Source organism: Streptomyces sp. NPDC057623, assembly GCF_042800355.1.
In the GTDB taxonomy this organism is placed as follows: Bacteria; Actinomycetota; Actinomycetes; order Streptomycetales; family Streptomycetaceae; genus Streptomyces.
Genome location: NZ_JBHVGZ010000007.1, coordinates 33,384 through 52,521, shown reverse-complemented (window position 1 = coordinate 52,521; position 19,138 = coordinate 33,384). Strand labels below are relative to the sequence as shown.

Annotated in this window: 14 protein-coding genes; 4 read left to right on the top strand and 10 right to left on the bottom strand. The window is 71.9% G+C overall.

Annotated features, from left to right (window positions below):
* Window positions 1-53 precede the first annotated feature (53 nt).
* The gene (locus ACFU95_RS10100; protein WP_383824482.1) at window positions 54-1,055 is read left to right on the top strand and encodes an Lrp/AsnC family transcriptional regulator; all 1,002 of its coding nucleotides are present in this window, start codon (window positions 54-56) and stop codon (window positions 1,053-1,055) included.
* Between the two features lie 186 nt (window positions 1,056-1,241).
* Window positions 1,242-2,102 carry an alpha/beta fold hydrolase gene (locus tag ACFU95_RS10095; protein ID WP_383824480.1) on the top strand — a complete coding sequence of 287 codons (861 nt, stop codon included), beginning with the start codon at window positions 1,242-1,244 and terminating at the stop codon, window positions 2,100-2,102.
* 28 nt (window positions 2,103-2,130) lie between these two features.
* Here the strand turns inward: ACFU95_RS10095 and ACFU95_RS10090 are convergent, their stop codons facing one another.
* From ACFU95_RS10090 to ACFU95_RS10080, 3 genes are all read right to left on the bottom strand, one after another.
* Window positions 2,131-3,453, bottom strand: a complete 1,323-nt coding sequence (locus ACFU95_RS10090) for a hypothetical protein (RefSeq protein ID WP_383824477.1) — start codon at window positions 3,451-3,453, stop codon at window positions 2,131-2,133.
* A 132-nt stretch (window positions 3,454-3,585) separates the two neighbouring features.
* Window positions 3,586-5,007, bottom strand: a complete 1,422-nt coding sequence (locus ACFU95_RS10085) for a phosphotransferase (RefSeq protein ID WP_383824475.1) — start codon at window positions 5,005-5,007, stop codon at window positions 3,586-3,588.
* A complete protein-coding gene (locus ACFU95_RS10080; protein ID WP_383824472.1) occupies window positions 5,004-6,014 on the bottom strand; it encodes an NUDIX domain-containing protein in 1,011 nt (336 codons plus the stop codon). Before ACFU95_RS10080 ends, ACFU95_RS10085 begins: the two co-directional genes overlap by 4 nt.
* Before the next feature lie 512 nt (window positions 6,015-6,526).
* On the opposite strand from ACFU95_RS10080, the gene ACFU95_RS10075 reads away from it, so the two are divergent.
* Together ACFU95_RS10075 and ACFU95_RS10070 are read left to right on the top strand one after the other, a co-directional pair.
* Window positions 6,527-9,607, top strand: a complete 3,081-nt coding sequence (locus ACFU95_RS10075) for a M36 family metallopeptidase (RefSeq protein ID WP_383824470.1) — start codon at window positions 6,527-6,529, stop codon at window positions 9,605-9,607.
* A gap of 5 nt (window positions 9,608-9,612) precedes the next feature.
* Complete coding sequence (locus ACFU95_RS10070) at window positions 9,613-10,065, top strand: hypothetical protein (protein ID WP_383824467.1); 453 nt, start codon at window positions 9,613-9,615, stop codon at window positions 10,063-10,065.
* Window positions 10,066-10,067: 2 nt separating this feature from the next.
* Here the strand turns inward: ACFU95_RS10070 and ACFU95_RS10065 are convergent, their stop codons facing one another.
* The 7 genes from ACFU95_RS10065 to xylB all read right to left on the bottom strand — a co-directional run bounded on the left by ACFU95_RS10065 (window position 10,068) and on the right by xylB (window position 18,995).
* Window positions 10,068-10,652 (bottom strand): SUKH-4 family immunity protein, encoded by a 585-nt coding sequence (locus ACFU95_RS10065; RefSeq protein WP_383824464.1) that lies wholly within the window; start codon window positions 10,650-10,652, stop codon window positions 10,068-10,070.
* A gap of 483 nt (window positions 10,653-11,135) precedes the next feature.
* Window positions 11,136-12,659, bottom strand: coding sequence for an aldehyde dehydrogenase (gene adh, locus ACFU95_RS10060; protein WP_383824461.1), 1,524 nt, complete (start codon window positions 12,657-12,659; stop codon window positions 11,136-11,138).
* Window positions 12,660-12,762: 103 nt separating this feature from the next.
* Entirely contained in the window at window positions 12,763-14,079 is a 1,317-nt protein-coding gene (locus ACFU95_RS10055; RefSeq protein WP_383824458.1) for a GAF domain-containing protein, read from the bottom strand.
* A 93-nt stretch (window positions 14,080-14,172) separates the two neighbouring features.
* On the bottom strand, window positions 14,173-14,775 hold the full coding sequence (locus tag ACFU95_RS10050) for an N-acetylmuramoyl-L-alanine amidase (RefSeq protein WP_383824455.1): 603 nt from the start codon (window positions 14,773-14,775) through the stop codon (window positions 14,173-14,175).
* A gap of 39 nt (window positions 14,776-14,814) precedes the next feature.
* Window positions 14,815-15,825: an acetamidase/formamidase family protein gene (locus ACFU95_RS10045; protein WP_383824452.1), complete on the bottom strand. Its 1,011-nt coding sequence runs from the start codon at window positions 15,823-15,825 to the stop codon at window positions 14,815-14,817.
* A gap of 501 nt (window positions 15,826-16,326) precedes the next feature.
* Entirely contained in the window at window positions 16,327-17,535 is a 1,209-nt protein-coding gene (locus ACFU95_RS10040; protein WP_383824449.1) for an ROK family protein, read from the bottom strand.
* Between the two features lie 14 nt (window positions 17,536-17,549).
* Window positions 17,550-18,995, bottom strand: a complete 1,446-nt coding sequence (xylB, locus tag ACFU95_RS10035) for a xylulokinase (protein WP_383824446.1) — start codon at window positions 18,993-18,995, stop codon at window positions 17,550-17,552.
* Window positions 18,996-19,138 lie beyond the last annotated feature (143 nt).

Below are 19,138 nucleotides of genomic sequence, written 5' to 3'. Positions count from 1 at the left end.
AAGGGAACAGGAATCCCTGTGAAATCGACGGAATCGGCCATACCCTCAGGCCGATGGACGCACCGCTCGCCGCCCCCGTGGCCGATTCGCTGGACCGGCGCATCATCAGCGCGCTACAGATCGACGGCCGCGCCTCGTGGCACCGCATCGCGACGGCCCTCGGCGAACCGGAACGCACCGTGGTGCGCCGGGGCACCCGGCTGCTGGACTCCGGGCTCGTGCGGATCGGCGCCATGGCGGTGCGCGGTCGCAGCACCGTGGTCGGGGTGCGCTGCGCACCCGGCCGGGCCCGCGTCGTCGCCACCGCGCTGGCGCGTCGCCCCGACTGCGTCTTCGCCCACGTCCTGACCGGGACCTGGGACTGCGTGGAGGAGGTGCTGTGTCCCCGCGACCGGCTCGCGGGACTGGTCATGGACGAACTCCCGGGCTTGCCGGGCGTCGTACGGACCCTGACGCTCCCGGTGCTGCGGCATGTGCGGACGATCAGGGAGTGGCACGCGGGTCTGCTCACGGAGACCGAGATCGCCGCGCTCACCGACGGGTCGCCCGCGACCGCCGCACCCGCGCCGACCGACCTGTTGCCCTCGTTCGACGGCGCCGGTGAACTCTCCCGCTCCGACCGGCTGCTGGTGAACGCGCTGGCCGAGGACGGGCGGTGCACCTACGACGAACTGGCCCGTGTGTCCGGGGTGTCCGAGGCCACGGCCCGACGCCGGCTGGGTGCCCTGCGCCGGGACGGCCGCGTCCGGGTCCGTGCCGTCATCGAGCCGCTGCTGCTCGGACTGCCGGTGGAGGCCGTGCTGTGGGTGCGTGCCGTACCGGCCGCGGTCGACGCGGTGACGACGGCGCTCGCCGAGTCCCCGCACGTCCGGTACGTCAGCTTCCTCACCGGCGAACGCCAACTGCTCGTCCTGACCGCCTTCCCGGACGAGGCTGCTCTCCACGACTTCGTCACGCGCTCCTCGTGGTTGCGCGAGGCGGTGTCGGTGGATGTGTCGATGGTCCTCGGTTCGCTGAAGCGGGGCGGCATGCTCGCACCGTGGCTGCGCGGCTGACGCGCTGCCGTCACACGCCGCTCCCACGGTTCCTGGCCACCGCACACGCGCTCGCCGACTTCGCGGCATCCTGCGGCTGCTCCAGCCGCGGGACGTCGACCGGGCGATCGACCTCTCCAGGATCTGACCGCCCTCGGCCGTTAATCCGTTGTTCGAGCATCTGGGTGCCCCCTACCGTGAACCCCGATGACACTCCTACACGTTCATGACCACGGGGGCGACGGCCCTCACCTGGTTCTCCTGCACGGTTACGGACGCTCGCTCGCCGACTGGGACGCCTCGGCCGCCCAGCTCACCGCCGGACACCGTGTCCTCGCCGTCGACCTTCCCGGGCACGGCCGCTCTCCCCGAATCTCCCCCTGGACCATTCCCGCCGTGGTGCGGCACCTCGCGGACACACTCGACGCGCGGGGGGTGTCGGAGGCCGTCGTGGTGGGCCACTCCCTCGGCGGCCTGGTCGCGGTCGAGTACGCCCGGGCGAACCCGGACCGTGCCCGCGCCCGCGCCGCCGTGAACCTCGACGGCTTCTGGTGGGGACGCGAGTACCCCGGCGCCGAACGGGTGAGTGAGGGACTGCTGGCGTCCGCGGGCACCATCGCGCCACCCGGGTACATCGAGGCGCAGGTCGTCCAGCACGCCAGGTTCGGGATTCCCGCCGACCGCGCGGAGACCGCTGCTCGCGCGGCCGCCCGCCCGCTGCCCGACGGCAGGTGGCAGACGCTGCCGGAACGGGCGGACGCGCTGGAGATCGTCGACGAACTCGACCGGCTCGGCGCACTCGGTGTCACCCGATGGCTGGGCGGGACCGACCGTCCACTGCTGGTGGTACAGGCCGGGCGGCGGCTGTCGCCCGCGCCCGGCATGGAGTGGTTCGACGCATTCAGCTCCCGGTTCGCACAAGAGGTCTCCGCCGAACTGGCCGAGCTCTCCCGCACCCGGCCGGCGATCAGCGTTCGCCGGATCGACGCCACCCACCCCATGATCCTGGAGACTCCGGAAGCGGTGTCGACGCTGGTCGCCACGTTCGTGGGAGAACTGCCCGACTGAGCCCTCGCCCTCGGCCGCGCGCTGTCGATCAGGGAATCTCTTCGAGCAGCCGGACAAGCGCGTGCAGTTGTGGGGTCAGCTCGTCCTCGTCCAGCCCGTCCGGAACGGGCGGTCGCTCCGGGGCACTGGGGTCGCGGTACCCCTCCTCGTCGGCGGCCCGCCGGGCGATGGCCGGCGCACGGACGTCCCCCGCGGCCAGGTCGTCGCGCAGGGGCAGTAGTTCCTCCAGCCACGGGCGCGGATCGTCGTACAGATAGGTGCCCGCGCCGTCCTCCTCCTGCCGGTGGAGTTCCAGCACGAGTTCGTCACCGACGATCGTGGTCCGCACGCCCGACCCGGACCCGTCCTCGTAGGGAGCGATCCGGGGGGCGAGCCCGGCCGGGAGCCGCAGCCACAGTGTGCGGGATCCTGCTTGGCGGAAGTGGAGACCGGCGTCGAAGTACCGGGAGACGATCTTGCCGGCAGCACCGAAGACGGGGTGCTCGGTGAGGTCGGACCACTGGTCGAGCACGAGCGAATCGGAGGTGACGTCCGCCCGGGGCAGCTCCGCACGCAGTTCGAGTACCTGACGCTCGGTCAGGTGCCGTCCCAGGGTCCGGAACTCGTAGTACCAGTGCAGGTCTCTTCGCCCACGCCGCTTCTCGTCGGGCACCCGGTCCAGCTCGGGCCGGGGGACCGCGCTGCGAATTCCGTGCCGGTACGAGGACCAGGCCGTGATGGTCCGGGAGACGAACTCGGAATCCAGGTGGGTGTTGACGCCCAGTTCGATGTCGTACCCCAGGTCCCGTTCCGCCCGTTCATGGCCGTCCCGGTCGTCGCCGTAGGCCCGTTCCAGATGCCAGCCGAGGAACGCTTCGCGCCGGGCCGCCTGTTGCTCGTCGCGCGCCCCCTCCACCTGGGCGTGGATCGCCGTGACCAGGTCCGCGGGGTCGGAGTGCTCGGTCCGCATCCGGGCAAGCTGTACGCGGAACAGCTGCACGAGCGCGCCGATGTCGCGATCGGCCTCGGGCCGGCCGCGGTAGCCGTCCGCCGGCCCGGCCAGCCGCTCCAGCACGGCTGCTGTCAGATCGGTCAGCACGCGGGTGCAGGCCGCGGAGCGCAGCGGGATCCGCCGCGACTTCAGCTCGCCGGCCGTGCCGTCACCGGAAGCCGCACGCTCCAGGAACAGCAGCGCGCCGTTCTCCTCATCCAGCCAGAGCCGGTGCCGTACCCCGCCGTCCGCCGCGTGCGCCGCCGTGATCTTGTCCAGCTCCCGCGCGCCGGGGCTCCCGCTCCGTACACGGCGCTCAAGGTCGTCAGCGTCGCCGGCGCCGCCGGTGGCGACGAGCTGAGGCTGCGGTTCCTGGCTCATGGATAGCCTCTTCCGTCCGGCTCGGGTCCACCCCGGCTTGTGAGATCACCATCGTGCCAACTCGCTCTGGAGCCCGCAGCACATAAGTGAGTTCTGTCGGGCCGGCGCTCCTTGTCCGGTCGACCGGCGTGATCAGACGAGGGTGTCGCTGCGCACGGCGCGCAGGGTTCGGCGCCCGCGTTCGACGAGCTCAGGGTCCTGGAGGGCGCGGCCCTGGGCGATGCCGCTGACGGCGTCCAGCGCCGCCTCGCACCGCAGGCGTTGCCGTTCGTCGTCGGTGAGCGGGCGGCCGTAGCCGGCGAAGAACGCCTCACGGAGGTCGGGCCGGCCCAGCCAGGTGTCCGTGAGGCGGACGAAGTCGCGTACTGCGGGGCCGAGTTGGCTGTGCTCGAAGTCGATCAACCCGGTCCGGACGGGGGTGCCGGGGGCGTCGACGGCGTCGACGAGGATGGTGCGCGGCCGCAAGGCGCCCAGGGTCGGCACGTGCTCGGCCCGGGGCAGGGTGTCGCGCAGGTCGCCGAGGCGGAGGACGAGGTCCTCGTCGCCGGGGGCCAGCAGCGGCCGGGCGACCTCCAGATGGCGGAGGAGTTCGCCCGGGCCGGGCGGCGGGGCCGGGACGGCGTCGGCGGCCTGGTGGTAGCGGGCGGTGAGTTCACCGACCTGGCGGTGGACCTCGCACTCCACGTCGACGGGCAGGACCAGGCCGTGCAGGCGGCGTCCGGGCAGACGGGTGAGCACCAGCGTCCGGTGCTCCGGGTCGGCGGCGACCAGCCGCGGGGCGTGGGGTCCGAGGGCCGCGGCCCAGTGGCGGCAGGCGTACACCTCCCGCCGGTGGGACCCGGCGCTCTGGTGCTGCTTGACATACCAGGTGCCGCCGGAGGCACGGGAGGCCCGCCATACGCGGCTGGTCCCGCCCGTCGATGACATGTCCGCCCAGCTGTCGATCCGCCCCACCGCGCGCTCGGCGAAGGCCCGTACAGCGTCGTCCGGCGGCTTCACGCCAACGGTCGCGGGGCAGTCGGGCACGATACGCAGTCGGTCCCGGGCAGGGCCGTGGGCCGGATCGTGAGCGATGGGATCGCCGGGCTGCTGGAAGTGCACGGCCAGGCGCGCCCCGGCACGGTAGGCGTCGAGTCCGGCCCGGCAGTAGGCCACCATCGGCTCCGGCAGCCCGTCCCAGCAGAACCAGTCCATCCCGTCGCACCGGTCGGCTTCCAGGATGCGGGGCTCGCCCTGCCAGTCCAGCACCACCAGGAAGATGCCGACGCGGGCGGGTCCGGACGGGGCGCGGTGATGAACGGTGACCGCCGCGCGGATGTCCGCCCGGTCGCTGAGCAGGCCCGTCTCCTCGGCCTGTTCCCGGATCCCGCCCTCGACGACGTCCTCGTGCGGTCCGTCCAGGTGGCCCGACGGCAGATGCCACATGCCCGCCGCGTAGACGTCGCCGGCCCGCCGCGACAGCAGCACCTGTTGGCCCTTCGGGCTGTCCCGCAGCAGGATCAGGTGCACGTCGACCGGAACCGTGTACCGCCTGCCGGTGGCCTGTCCGCTCATCCTTCACCTTCCGGGGCACGGGACGGCTGGGCTGCGTCTGTCTGCGGCTGGGTGCCCCAGCCGAGCTCGGTGTAGGGGCGTCCGTGCCGGATGGCGTCGATGGCGGCGCGGGTGTAGCCGACGGTCGGCTCCGGCAGGGCGTCGACGGGCCACCAGCCCCAGCTGACGCACTTGTCCGGCTCCCGCAGCTGTGGTTCGCCCTGCCGCCGGCCGGCCCGGAAGACCAACTGGAGGCGCGGCGGGGCGCCGGGGGCGTCGACGAGGTGCACGACGTGGACGAGGTCGACGTCCTCGGCCCTGATCACCAGACCGGCCTCCTCCCACGCTTCCCGCACCAGACAGGCGACGGCCGACTCCCGCTCGCAGTGACCGGCCAGGAAGTGGTGTTCCAAGGGCGCGTAGGCGGAGTCGGGGTGCCGCAGCCCCAGCAGGACCTCCCCGTCCCGTTCCAGGTACAGGTGGACGCCGATGACGTTCGGGACCGTCTTCGTGCCGGTGCTCCGCATGCGCAGCACCGGCAGACGCCCGGCACCGCGCTCACGGGCACGCGGCCCTTGCCGCCGCTGCCCCGGTTGCCGGCCCGGCCCCTGCTCCAACTGCTGGTGGTGGCGGATGACCGCCGTGGTCCCGGGGTCCATGGTCAGACACGGGATCTGCTCCGGGTCGGTCCAGCGCAGCATGATCCCCTCGGTGAGGGGCAGTTGGGCGGGGTCGCCGTTCCAGGTCCCGACGTACACCAGGACCCGGCCGGTGGGCCGGTCGTCCGCGTCGGTGTCCTCGATGACGGCGAGCGGGGTCAGGCCGGGCACGCGCAGGTCCGCCTCTTCCAGGAGCTCCCGGGTGATCGTGGCGTCGAGAGGCTCGCCGGGTTCGGGATGTCCGCCGGGCAGGGACCACTGCCCGGCCCTGCCGATGTTCTTGTTGGCGTCGCGCAGGTGCAGCAGGTAGTGACGCTCATCGTTGACGAGCAGGGCTGCGGTGGTGGTGGTGACAGCCGGTGTGGTCACGAATCCTCCATCCGTACGGAAGGCTGGGTGGGCAGGAGGGCCGGTCGCCCCGGCGCCGGGACGACCGGCAACTGGGCACCTCCGACGCCGACTTGGGGGACGGCTGCTGATGACCGGGACAACGACGCCGCGGCCGGTATCGAACACATGTGTTTCAGTCGGATCCGAAACTCCGGGATCCGCGCGCGCCGCGCCATGTGCGGCGCACGGACCCTTGCCACGCAAGGACCGGGCCCGGAACGTCGGTGGCCGAAACGCCGAGCACCTTCGCGGCGCGGCATGCACTCTTTCGCCGGATTGTCATGCGCACGTACGGTGTGCTCCGGTTCGCTGTCAGGAAGCCGACGAACGGGGGAGAGGGCATGCCATCCACACGCTTACCGAAGCGCGCCAGATCACTGCTCATCGGAGCGGTTCTGCTCGCACTTCCGGCGGTCACGGTCACACCGTCGCCCGCCACCGCCGCCGAACGTCCACAGACGCGGCAGAGACCGGCCCAGGACCAGCCGGACATGCCGTACCCGAACATCGACGTACGCGGTGACCAGCGCGTCGCGCCCACGGCCGGGCAGCTGCGCGCCGCACAGGAACTCGACGGCACGGCGATCCGCTGGAGCCGGTTCGGTACGCCGAAGCGGCTCGCCCCGCAGGGCCGCAACGCCCTCACCGCCACCAGCGGCGCCGACCCGCGCACCCTCGCACTGGACCACGTACGCGACCACGCGGACCTCTACGGTCTCTCCGCCGGCGAGTTGGACGCCCTCGCCGTCGTCAAGTCGTACCGCACCGGGCACAACGGCGTACGGCATGTCTTCATCGGCCAGAGCGACCGGGGCGTCCCCGTCCACGACGCCCGCCTCTCGGTCGCCGTCGACAAGGCCGGCCGTATCCTCACCGTCACCGGCAGCCTCGTCCCGGACGCCCGCGCCACCGGGACGGTCGCCCTCGACCAGGGCGACGCGCTGGACCGGGCCGCGGCCTCCGTCGGCACCGACACCCCGCCCGACAGCGCCACCGCCACGAGGGTCACCTTCCCGCTCGCCGACGGCACCGCCCGCCCGGCCTGGCGGACCACCCTCACCGCCGACAACAACCACCTGTACGACACCGTCGTCGACGCCGGGAACGGCACCGTCCTCCTGCGCACCGACCTCACCAGCAACGAGGGCCCCGAGGGCCGGGTCTTCACCGGCCAGAACCCCACCCTCGGCAGCGCGACGACCGTCCCCTTCAGCGGCCTCGGCCGTTCCTGGGTCACCGGCCGGGTCACCACCGGCAACAACGCCGCAGTCTCCCAGGACCCCGACGGCGACGAGACGCTGGGCCACCAGCCCCAGACACCGGCCGCCGGCGACCCGGCGTACCAGCACTTCGACTACACCTTCACGGACGCCTTCCGCACCAGTGGCGGCACCGACCTCACCACCGACCGGGACGCGGTGGTCACCCAGGCGTTCTACTACACCAACCGCATGCACGACCACCTCTACGGACTCGGCTTCGACGAGGCGTCGGGCAACTTCCAGGAGGACAACCTCGGAGGCGGCGGCTCCGGCGGCGACCGCGTCGACGTCTACGTCGACTTCGACGCCAACGGAAGCTCCGCCTGCAACGCCAACTTCAGCACGCCCGACGACGGCCAGAACGGGACCATGCGTCTCTTCGTCGGACGTGCCTCGTGCGGCAACCACAACATCCACCGGGCCATGAACGGTGACACCATCGCCCATGAGTACAGCCACGGCCTGTCCAACCGGCTCGTCGGCGGCGGCGACATGGGCGACGGCGAGCAGACCGGCGCGCTCGGCGAGGGCTGGAGCGACGCGGTGGCCACCTCGCTGTGGAACGACCCGGTGTACGGCGAGTACAACAACGGCCGGCCCACCGGCATCCGCAGCGTCGCGTACGACGACAGCGACCTCACCTACGCCGACCTCTGCTCCGGCGGCTGCCAAGTGCACTCCGACGGCGAGATCTGGGCCACGGCCATGTGGGACATGCGCACCGCGCTCGTCGGCGCGTACGGCTACGCCACCGGAAAGCAGCGGCACGAGCAGCTGATGGTCGACGGCATGAAGCTGACGCCGTCCTCACCCGACTTCCTGGACGCCCGCGACGGCATCCTCGCCGCCGACCGGGCCAACCACGGCGGCGCCAACCAGTGCCTGCTGTGGGGCGTGTTCGCCGGCCGAGGCATGGGAGCGAGCGCCACCTCACCGAGCCAGAACCAGGCCGACCCGGCGACGGACTACCCCGCGAGCTGCCGACCCACCGCCGACGCGGGCGGGCCGTACACCACCAGGGAAGGCGCCGACGTACGGCTCGACGCGAGCGGATCCACCGTCCCCGGTGGCGGCGGCACCTACAGCTGGGACTTCGACGGCGACGGCGCCTACGACGACGCGACCGGCGTCAGCCCGCTCTTCGACCGGGTCGGCCAGGACGGCACGTACACCGTCGGCCTGCGTGTCGGCAACGCCGCCGGGGCCGACACCGACACGGCGACCGTGACCGTGACCAACGTGGCGCCCACGGTGGCCTTCACCGTCCAGGGCCCGCGTGAGGAGGGCGGCAGGCTCACCGTCACCGGCACGGTCACCGACCCGGGCTGGCTCGACCCGCTCACCGCCACCATCGCCCCCGGCGACGGCAAGCCCGTCCCCCTGCCGGGACAGCTGGAGAACGACCGTCCGGACGCCACCCTCACCTTCAGCCGCGAGCTCGTCTTCGGCGACAACGGCACCTTCACCGTGGAGATCTGCGGCAGCGACGACGACACCACCACCTGCCGCGAGGCCGAGATCGCCGTCGCCAACGTCGACCCGACCGCCGCCGTCGACAAGAGCGGTGCCGTGCAGCTCGCGGGCGGGCGGACACTCGTCGTCCACGCGGGCGAGGAGAAGCGGTACAGCGCCCGGGTCACCGACCCCGGCAGCGACGACGAGACCATGAGCTGGGCGTGGGGCGACGGGACACCGGCCACCACGACCACCTCGCTCGTCAACCCGCCGGACCCCGACCCCGCCCGCAGCCCCAGCGTCCAGCCGCGCGACCTGGCGGACACCCAGGCCCACACGTACGCCAAGCCGTGCCTGTACGACCTGTCCTTCACGGCACGTGACGACGACGGCGGTACGGGGACCGACGGGATCCCCGTCATCGTCCAGGGCAATGCCCCGCTGTCGCTGCTCGCCGATCTCTGGTACGTCAAGTACCTGACCGGCGACCTCACCGGGCTCGGCAAGAAGACCCTGGACTGCTATCTGAAGATCGTCCAGCACGCGAGCGCGGTGTTCTCCGAGAAGGTCGACGTGTCCACTCAGGCCAAGGCCGCGGACGTCCTCTTTCTCAACCTGCTCCTGGATCCCAAGCGTTCCCTGGACCGCCAACTGCTCGCCGCCTGGCTGAACTTCGCCAACGGAGCCTTCGAGCCGAACGAACTCGTCGACACCGACAGCGACCTGAAGGCGGACACCCCCTTCCTGGAGGCAGTCCAGAACGCCGAGAAGGTACGCCTCGACCCCAACGCGACGACACAGCAGATCAAGGCCCAGGCGGCCATTTTGACCTGCATCAACATCCCACTCGTATGACACGGATGACGCTTCTTCCGCGCGCCGCCGCCGCCCTGCTCCTCGGGGTGGCGGCGGCCGCGTGCACCGACACCCCCGAACCGAACCGCCCGGCCCCGCCGACCCGTACGGCCACCCCCGCTCCCACTCCTACCGCCACTCCCACCCCTACCGCCGCTCCCACCCCGGCCCCCGCGACTCCGGTGCCGCCCGCCCCGGCAGTCCTCACCCAGAAGGACACGGGCCGCACCGTGACCCTCCCCCTCGGCGACGCCACCCAGCTGCGTCTGTCGGGCCGTTGGCGAGCGGCCACCCCCGCCGTCGACGGCACGGCGATCGTCCTCGTACCGGTCGACTACGAGAGCGATCCGGGCTTCCGCGCCTGGGACATCCGCGCCGCGAGCCCGGGCGAGGCGGTGCTGCGCAGCACCGGAGGGCCGGGCCCGCGGGCGCTGCGGATCACCTTTCGGGTTCGGTGAGCTCAGTCGAACAGCTCGAAGATCTCGTCCCAGAACTCGGAGTCCTCGACGTACGAGTCGTGGTCGGTCATGCGCCGGCGCAGACCGTTGACGGCGGCCGCGCGTACGGTGTCGTCCTCCGAGTCCAGGGCGGTGCTCGACTCGGCGATCAGCGCGAGGAGCACGGCCAGACGGGGAAGGGACTCGGCGGCGGGTCCCTTCCAACCGGCACCGTGGTCCCAGCCGTTGGGGTCGTAGTGGGTGATGCCGCCGTCCGCCGCGTCGAGCATCAGATGCTGGTCGCCCGCGACGGCCACGGTGAGGGCGAAGTTCTCGGGCGGCGAGTCGTCGTCGGGGTAGCGGTTGCCGTAGATCTCGTCGGCGTCGAGCGGCTGCAGCCCGTCCGCTGTGCGCAGGTGCCTGGTGTCGATCCCCACGACGCCGAGGTGGACGGCGGGAAAGCCGACCGTGAGCAGGAACTCCCTCGACTCGGCGTCGGTGAGCTCGACCGGGAGAGCGGCCTCGTCCGGTCGCCAGAGCGATCCTTCGCCCAGCCGTTCCTCCAACCACGCTGCGTCCGGTGTCAACGGTGTGTCGGTGCTCGTCACCGAGTGGCCCCCATGAGTTCCGTGCCGGTCGTTCCCTGCCGGCCTCAGTCAACCGCATGCCCGGTCGACGAACGCGCGGGGGTGAGGCGTGCGGGCGCGCGGTGGGAACCGGTCGGACCGACGGACGTCGGGCCGACCGGGGACACGGATCAGACGCCCCTTCGTGGGCCCCTGGGAAGGGGCGAGCCGTTCACTTCAGTCCGGACGTGGCCGTGCCCGCGACGAAACCGCGTTGCAGGATCAAGAAGAGCGCGAGCACGGGCACGATGTACATCACCGAGCCCGCCGCGACCAGGTGGTAGAGCCCGGTCCCGTGCTCGTTGACATAGCCCGTGGCGATCTTGACGGAGAGCGTGGTGCGGTCGTCGTCCAGGAGCAGGGCGGGGGCGATGTGGTCGCCCCAGCTCCAGCTGAAGGACGCGAAGGGCGCCTGCCGCGAACTTCCCCTGGTCAGGCGCCCTCTCTCGTGCCGCTGGCGTGCCGCTAGAAGAAGCCCAGCTTCGTCGGCGAGTACGACACCAGGAGGTTCTTCGTCTGCTGATAGTGCTCCAGCATCACCTTGTGCGTCTCCCGCCCGATGCCGGAACCCTTGTAGCCGCCGAACGCCGCGTGCGCCGGGTACGCGTGGTAGCAGTTCGTCCACACCCGGCCGGCCTGGATGGCGCGGCCCGCCCGGTACGCCGTGTTGATGTCCCGTGTCCACACGCCCGCGCCGAGCCCGTACAGCGTGTCGTTGGCGATCTTGATGGCGTCGTCGAAGTCGTCGAAGGACGTCACCGAGACGACCGGGCCGAAGATCTCCTCCTGGAAGATCCGCATGCGGTTGTCACCCTCGAAGATCGTCGGCTGGACGTAGTAGCCGCCCTTCAACTCGCCGTCGTGCTCGATACGTTCGCCACCGGTGAGGACCCGGGCGCCCTCCTGCCGGCCGATGTCCAGGTAGGAAAGGATCTTCTCCAGCTGGTCGTTGGAGGCCTGCGCGCCGATCATCGTGTCCGTGTCGAGCGGGTGACCGCTCTTGATCTGCTCGGTCCGGGCGACCGCCGCCTCCATGAACTCGGCGTACCGTCCGCGCTGCACCAGCCCTCGCGACGGGCAAGTGCAGACCTCGCCCTGGTTGAGCGCGAACATCGTGAAGCCCTCGAGCGCCTTGTCCCGGAACTCGTCGTCGGCCGCCCAGACGTCGTCGAAGAAGATGTTCGGTGACTTGCCGCCCAGTTCGAGGGTGACCGGGGTGATGTTCTCCGAGGCGTACTGCATGATCAACCGGCCGGTCGTGGTCTCGCCGGTGAACGCCACTTTGGCCACCCTGGAGCTGGAGGCCAGCGGCTTGCCCGCCTCCACGCCGAAGCCGTTGACGATGTTGAGGACCCCCGGTGGCAACAGGTCGGCGACCAGGCTGAGCCAGTAGTGGATGGACGCCGGGGTCTGCTCCGCGGGCTTGAGCACGACCGCGTTGCCCGCGGCCAGCGCCGGGGCGAGCTTCCATGTCGCCATGAGGATCGGGAAGTTCCACGGGATGATCTGTGCGACCACGCCGAGCGGCTCGTGGAAGTGGTACGCCACCGTGTCGTCGTCGACCTCGCCGAGCGAGCCCTCCTGTGCCCTGATCGCGCCCGCGAAGTAGCGGAAGTGGTCGATGGCCAGCGGAATGTCGGCGGCCAGCGTCTCGCGTACCGGCTTGCCGTTCTCCCAGCTCTCGGCGACGGCAAGCCGCTCCAGGTTCGCTTCCATGCGGTCGGCGATCTTGAGCAGTATGTCGGCGCGCTCGGTCACCGAGGTCCGGCCCCACGCGGGGGCGGCCGCGTGCGCCGCGTCGAGCGCCCGCTCCACGTCCTCCGCCGTGCCCCGCGCGATCTCGGTGAACGGCTGCCCGTTCACCGGCGACGGGTTCTCGAAGTACTGCCCCCGGATCGGCGGCACGTACTCACCGCCGATGAAGTGGTCGTAGCGCGCCTGGTAGGAGACGATCGCGCCCTCGGTGCCGGGCGCCGCGTAACGGGTCATACTGCTCTGCCTCCCGAAGAAGCGCTGCCCGCCGTTGGGCAGCTCTCGCCGCGAGGCTAGGCACGGCGAGGTTGCAAGTACGTTGCGCGGGCCGGGGGTCCGGTCAGTACTCCGGGCGGCGCTGCCAGGCGGATGGCGGTGCCGACAGCTCGCACTCCAGCGCGGCCAGCCGCGACCGCACCGCCGACGTCGGGCGCACCGCGGCGAGCGCCCGCCACACGTCGAGGTCGTCCTCGCCCCACGGCGTGTGCGCCCAGTCGGCCAGCAGGTCGGGATCGCGGCGGGCGATCAGCGCCGTGCGGAGACCGTCGGCGAGCCGGCGCCTGAGCCGCACCACCGCCGGCGCCTGGGAGCCCGGCAGCAGCGGGCCGGCGTAGGCCGTGGCCGCTACGGTGACCGCGCCGGTCTCCAGACGACGTTCGACGACCGCCACATCCGACTCGACCGGCACCGTGAGCCGGTAGGGCCGCGAGCCGAACAGCCCGGGTCCGAGGATCCGGCGCAGGCGGGCCAACTCCGCGCGCAGGGTCACGGGCGTCACCGACTCGTCCTCGTACAGCGCGCACAGCAACTCGTCACCCGTCAGCCCTTCCGGGTGGCGGGCCAGCAGCACCAGGATCTCGCTGTGCCGGCGACTGAGTCTCACCTTGCGGCCGTCGATGAGCAGCCGCGCCTCGTCGCGGCCCAGGGCGCACAGCTCGGGCGCGTCGATGGCGGGCAACTGCGGAGCGAGCAGCGCCAGGTGGGATTCCGCCGCACGGGCGACCGCCTGTACGAACCCCAGGCTGTGCGGATGCGCGAGTCCGTCTCCGCCGGTGATGTCCACCGCACCGAGCACCCGCCCGGTGCGCGGATCGTGCACCGGCGCGGCAGCACAGGTCCAGGGCTGCACCCGGCGGATGAAGTGCTCGGCCGCGAACACCTGCACCGGCCGGTCCACGGCGACCGCCGTACCCGGCGCGTTCGTTCCGACGGCGGTCTCCGCCCATCGCGCACCCGGCACGAAGTTCATCCCTCCCGCCTTCCGTCGGGTCGTCGCGTGGCCCTCGACCCACAGCAGCCTGCCGTGCGCGTCGCACACGGCGAGCAGATGCTCACCGTCGGCGGCGAACGTGCCCAGCAGCTCCCGGAACAGCGGCATCACCCGTGCCAGCGGATGCTCGGCGCGATAGGCGCCGAGATCGCTGTCCGCGAGCTCCACGCTCGCCGTCCCGTCCGGTCCCACCCCGGCCCGCGCGGAACGCCGCCACGAGTCGGCCACCACGGCACGCACGGGCTTCGGCACGGTCCCCACCTCGGTGAACGTCTCATGCGCACGACGCAGCACCCGTACACGCTCGGCAGGGTCGGCCCCCGCCTCCAGGGCCACCCATGGATCGCTCAACTCGGCCTCCCCGGAAGGCGATGCGGCTGGGGACATCGTCACTCCGGGTGCCCACGCGGACAACCTCTTCGACCCGGCTCACCCGAAACGATGGGCACCCCGGTGCGGCTGCTCGGATCCTGCGCACCCTCAGACGGCGTTGACCAGTCGTATGTAGCGCGTCCAGTCCCAGTGCGGGCCGGGATCGGTGTGGTCGGTGCCCGGCACCTCGTAGTGCCCGATGATGTGCGCGCGGTCCTTCGGTATGCCGTACCTGGTGCAGATGGCCGCCGTGAGCCGGGCGGACGCCTCATACATGACGTCGGTGAAGTAGACGGAACGGTGCACCCAGCCCTCGTGTTCGATGCCGATGCTCCGCGTGTTGTGGTCCCAGTCCCCGGCGTGCCAGGCGATGTCCGACTCGCGAACGCACTGGGACGTGTGTCCGTCTGCCGACCGGACGACATAGTGGGCGGACACCTTCTTCCTGGGACTCTCGAAGAGGAGCAGCGTCTTGGTGTAGGTGGTCTGTGTCATGTGGATGATCACCCGGTCGATCGGATGGGTCGCAGGGCGGTTCGCCGCCGTGTAGTTCGCGTTGCTCGCAGGCCGCCACTCGGCGAGCGGGTAGTCCGGTCCCGGGACATGGGCGCCAGCTCGCCACTCGGGGAGCAGGGCATAGGGGACGGCGGCGAGCGCGGTGCCTTGGAGAAGCCGCCGTCGGCTGGGGCGGTTGGGTCTTTCGCGTTGCAAGAGGGCAATTGCCTTTCAGGGGTGAGGTCGGTGGCAGGCTCAGCGCAGCGTCGCCGCCGTTTCCCGCAGTCGCGCATGCACTGCGCGGTGTGTCTCACGCGCCGGCAGCCACTGCTTGCGGATCTTCGCCACGCACGTGTAGTTGGTGTCGCAGACGTTGGCCAGCGGCGACTCGACGGCCTGGGTCGCGAACTGGTACGCGTCGAGCTCACTGAACCCGTAGTCCCGCACCAGCCACTGGACCAGGTCGAGCTGGGATATCCGGAACGCGTCCTCCAGCGGTCGGGCCGAGCCCGTCGAGATGATGTGTGTGTCCGACTCGATGCGGGGCCAGGGTGTGGCGAGCCCCTTGAGCAGCTCGACGATCACCACGGTGTTCATCGCGCACTCGACGGCGACGCCACAGGTCTCGCCCTCTCCCTGCCGGGCGTGCCCGTCGCCGAGGCTGAGCAGTGCGCCCTCGACGTTCACCCCGAGATAGCAGGTGACGCCCGCCCGCATCTCGGGTGTGTCCATGTTCCCGCCGTGCGCGTCGGGCACCAGGGCCGAGCGCACCTCCAGATTGGCGGGAGCCACCCCCACCGTGCCGTGCATCGGGTCCATGGGCAGATCGATCTCGATGTCACTGTCGTGCGCCCGGAACAACGCCGTACGGCGACTCCGGTCGAGCTGCCAGATCCACACCGTCTCCGGGAGGGGCGGTTGCAGGGTGGCCGTGCTGTGCGTCGAGGTGAGGGCGCCGAACAGCGGGACCGTGGTCGACGCGGCCCAGTCCCGGGCCGGTTCGACCGACACGAAGTGCACGGCGACGGTGTCACCCGGCTCGGCCCCCTCGATGTGGAAGGGGCCGGTCTGCGGGTTGAGGAAGGGGAACTCGCACACCTCGGACACCAGGTCCTTCTCCGACCGCACCCGTCCGGCGAAGCAGTCCTCCGTGTACACGTCGAGAACCGTGCCGGGCGCGACGCGCGCCACGGGCGGTGCGCCGCCGAACGTCCAGGCGTACTCGCCGGGCTCGGGTCGCACGGTGAGGATCCGGGGGTCGCTCATCGCTGCACAACTCCGTTCTGCGGAAGGCCGGTGGGGGAGGGGACGCCGAGAGGGACACGGGTGGTCTCGGCCATGGGTCCCGGATAGGTCTGCCCGGAGCCCGTTCGCGTCGCGCCGCAGCCCGTGCCGCTGTCCGCCCAGCCGTTTCCCCGACATGTGATTCCCCCTCGTTCCGGCGATGCGCCCCGTGTCGCCGTGACACGACAGCTGCGCCTCGCGTGAATCACGGTACGGCGCCGACGGGTTGGGCAGAAGCGCGAGCCGAGGTTCGGTGGACAGCCGAGAGATTGTGGATAACTCGCTCACTCACGCGAGTGAACTCGTTCTGGAATCAAGCCCGTTCCGTTCGCGGCCGGACCCGTTCCGAGCCTCGCCAGGCGGGCAGCCTGCGTTGCTTGGCCGTCCCGCAACCGGACGCTTCCCGCGCCCGGAACCAGAGGTTTCCCCGCCCGGAACCAGGCACGTTCCGCGCCCGGAACCAGGCAGGTTCCGCGTCCGCAGTCAGGCGCGTTCCGCGACCGCCACCGGATCGTCCAGCACGCTACGCACCACCGAGTGGGCGGCCCCCAGCAGCGGCCCCTCCGGGCCCAGCCGGGACACGGACACCGGGCAGGCGGGCCCGGCGGTGCGCCGGTCCAGCTCGGCCTCCAGCGAGGGCAGCAGCCACGGTGCGAGCCCGGCCAGCGCGCCGCCCAGCACCACGCTCTCCGGGTCCAGCAGATTGACCGCGCCGGTCAGCGCGATGCCGAGCGCCGTTCCGGCGTCGCGCAGGGCCCGCCGTACGTCCTCGTCGCCCTCGACGGCCCGGCCGGCGAGCAGCCCGACGCGGTCCTCACCAGGTTCCAGTCCGGCCGCTCGCAGCACCGCCTCCTCGCCGGCGTACTGCTCCAGGCACCCGTGTCCCCCGCACGGACACTCAGGTCCGTCCGGCTGGACCGGCACGTGCCCCAACTCGCCGGCGAAACCATGCGTCCCACGCAGCAGGCCCCCGTCCACCACGACCGCCGCACCGATGCCGATCTCCGCCGAAACGTGCAGGAAGTCACGCGGGGTGCTCTCGCCGAGCCAGAGTTCGGCGAGCGCGCCGAAGTTGGCCTCGTTGCCCACCGTCAGCGGGAAGTCCACGAGCAGCAGCTCGCCGAGGTCCCTGTCGCGCCAGTCGAGGTTCGGGGCACGTACGACCGTGCGGGCGTCCCGTGCCACCAGACCCGGCACGGCGACCGCCAGGCCGGCGGGCCACAGCCCCTTGCGCTCGGCCTCGGCGACGACCCGGCGGACCAGCTCGCCGAGTTCCTCGATCACCGGTTCCGGGGCCCGGCCCCGGTTCGCGCCGTGCCGCACCGCCCTGGAACGCACCTCTCCGCGCAGGTCGACCGCGCAGACGGCGAGATGGTCGACGCCGATCTCCGCCCCGATCCCGGCCGGACCGTGCCCGCTGACGGCCAGCGCCGACCCGGGGCGGCCCACCCGGCCGGGCCGCTCGGGACCGAGTTCCTCCAGGAGTCCCGAGCGGATCAGCTCGTCGACGAGGGTGGACACCGCCGCACGGGTCAGCCCGATGCGGGAGGCGACGGCGGCACGCGAGAGCGGACCCTCGGCGCTGACGGTGTGCATCACCTTGGCGAGGTTGCGGCGGCGCATGCCCTGCTGGGTGTTGGGCAGCGCGCGCCCGGATCCGGAAGGGTGGGCCTCGTGCAGCGGTGCGGTCATGCCTCCGTCAGTCCTCAGTGCGCCTCGGGGCTCCGCTCCAGCAGCGGGGCCGCGTCGGAGAGTACCCCGCTGATCCTGGCCAGCGTCTCCTCGTCCCGCTGCACCGCGTCGAGCACCGGCCCCCGCGTGGTGTTCCAACGCCGGGCCACCGCCGCCGGATCCTCGCCGGTCAGCAGGCCGGCCGCCTGGGCCGCCGCGCCCAGCGCGACCAGCTCCTTGGCCTCGGGGACCTGCACCGGGCGCCCCGACAGCCGTCGTACGGTCTGCTGCCAGGCCGCGCCCCGGGCGCCGCCACCGATCAGCAGCAGCGGCGCCGAACGGTCCGCGTCCTCGTCCAGGACCAGGTCCAGGGCGCCGAGCAGCGCGTGGACGGCACCGTCGTAGGCGGCCTGAAGCAGCTGGCCGGCGGTCGTGTCGTGGCGCAGGCCGTGCAGCAGACCGGATGCGTTCGGCAGGTTCGGGGTGCGCTCGCCGTCCAGGTAGGGCAGGAGCGTGAGGCCGGTGGTGGGTTCCACGGCCTCGCGGTCCAGGCCCAGCAGGGTCGCGAGGCGGTCGACGGCGAGCGTGCAGTTCAGGGTGCAGGCCAGCGGCAGCCAGTCGCCGTGCGCGTCGGCGAAGCCCGCCACGGTGCCGGTCGGGTCGGCGGGCCGCCGCTTCGACACCGCGTACACCGTGCCCGACGTGCCGAGGCTCAGCACCGGCATGCCGGGAAGCAGCCCGAGACCCAGCGCGGCGGCGGCGTTGTCCCCGGTGCCGGGGGCGACCAGGGTGCCCTTGGAGAACGGCAGGTCGTGGCTGTCGCGCACGGTGCCCGCCACCTCGCCGGAGCGGACCACGCGGGGCAGCATCGCCGGGTCGAGCCCCACGTGCGCGAGGATCTCCTCGTCGTACGACTCCGTTCCCGACGCCCACCAGCCCGTACCGGAGGCGTCGCCGCGGTCGGTGGTGCCCTGCCCGGTGAGGCGTTCGGTGAGGTAGTCGTGGGGGAGGCGTACGGCCTTGGTGGCCCGGACGGACTCCGGCTCGTTCTCGGCCAGCCAGGCCCACTTCGTCACGGTGAAGGAGGCGGCCGGGACGGAGCCCGTGCGCTCGGCCCAGAACTTCGCGCCGCCCAGTTCCTCGGTCAGCCGTCGGCCCTGCGGAGCCGAGCGCACGTCGTTCCACAGCAGTGCCGGACGGACCGGATCGCCCCGCTCGTCCAGCGTGACCAGGCCGTGCTGCTGTCCGCCGATCGACACCGCGGCCGCCTCGTGCGCGGCGTCACCGCACTGGCGCAGCGCCTCACACAGGGCGTCCCACCACTGGCGCGGGTCGCTCTCGCGGCCGGCCCCGGAGGACACGGTGTGCGGTGCCTGGCCGCTCGCGACGACCTGCCCGGTCGACGTGTCGACGACCAGGGCCTTGGTGGACTGGGTGGACGTGTCCACGCCGACGACGAGCGGACCCTCGGCTGCTGACATCGGGCTCTCCCTTTTCCGCGGCTCTACGGGATCTGACCTGCTGTTTCGAGGGTGCCCGGAGTGTCACGACCCGGACCTCACCCCTTCGGGGACATCTTGTCCCTTCCCAGGGACGCGTGCGCATACTAATTTGTAAACCGCCA

Excerpts from the sequence above, each read along its gene's own strand:
- ACFU95_RS10100 (WP_383824482.1), top strand. The coding sequence starts at position 54 with ATGGACGCACCGCTCGCCGCCCCCGTGGCCGATTCGCTGGACCGGCGC.
- ACFU95_RS10095 (WP_383824480.1), top strand. The coding sequence starts at position 1,242 with ATGACACTCCTACACGTTCATGACCACGGGGGCGACGGCCCTCACCTG.
- ACFU95_RS10090 (WP_383824477.1), bottom strand. The coding sequence starts at position 3,453 with ATGAGCCAGGAACCGCAGCCTCAGCTCGTCGCCACCGGCGGCGCCGGC.
- ACFU95_RS10085 (WP_383824475.1), bottom strand. The coding sequence starts at position 5,007 with ATGAGCGGACAGGCCACCGGCAGGCGGTACACGGTTCCGGTCGACGTG.
- ACFU95_RS10075 (WP_383824470.1), top strand. The coding sequence starts at position 6,527 with ATGCCGTACCCGAACATCGACGTACGCGGTGACCAGCGCGTCGCGCCC.
- ACFU95_RS10070 (WP_383824467.1), top strand. The coding sequence starts at position 9,613 with ATGACGCTTCTTCCGCGCGCCGCCGCCGCCCTGCTCCTCGGGGTGGCG.
- adh (WP_383824461.1), bottom strand. The coding sequence starts at position 12,659 with ATGACCCGTTACGCGGCGCCCGGCACCGAGGGCGCGATCGTCTCCTAC.
- ACFU95_RS10055 (WP_383824458.1), bottom strand. The coding sequence starts at position 14,079 with ATGTCCCCAGCCGCATCGCCTTCCGGGGAGGCCGAGTTGAGCGATCCA.
- ACFU95_RS10045 (WP_383824452.1), bottom strand. The coding sequence starts at position 15,825 with ATGAGCGACCCCCGGATCCTCACCGTGCGACCCGAGCCCGGCGAGTAC.
- ACFU95_RS10040 (WP_383824449.1), bottom strand. The coding sequence starts at position 17,535 with ATGACCGCACCGCTGCACGAGGCCCACCCTTCCGGATCCGGGCGCGCG.
- xylB (WP_383824446.1), bottom strand. The coding sequence starts at position 18,995 with ATGTCAGCAGCCGAGGGTCCGCTCGTCGTCGGCGTGGACACGTCCACC.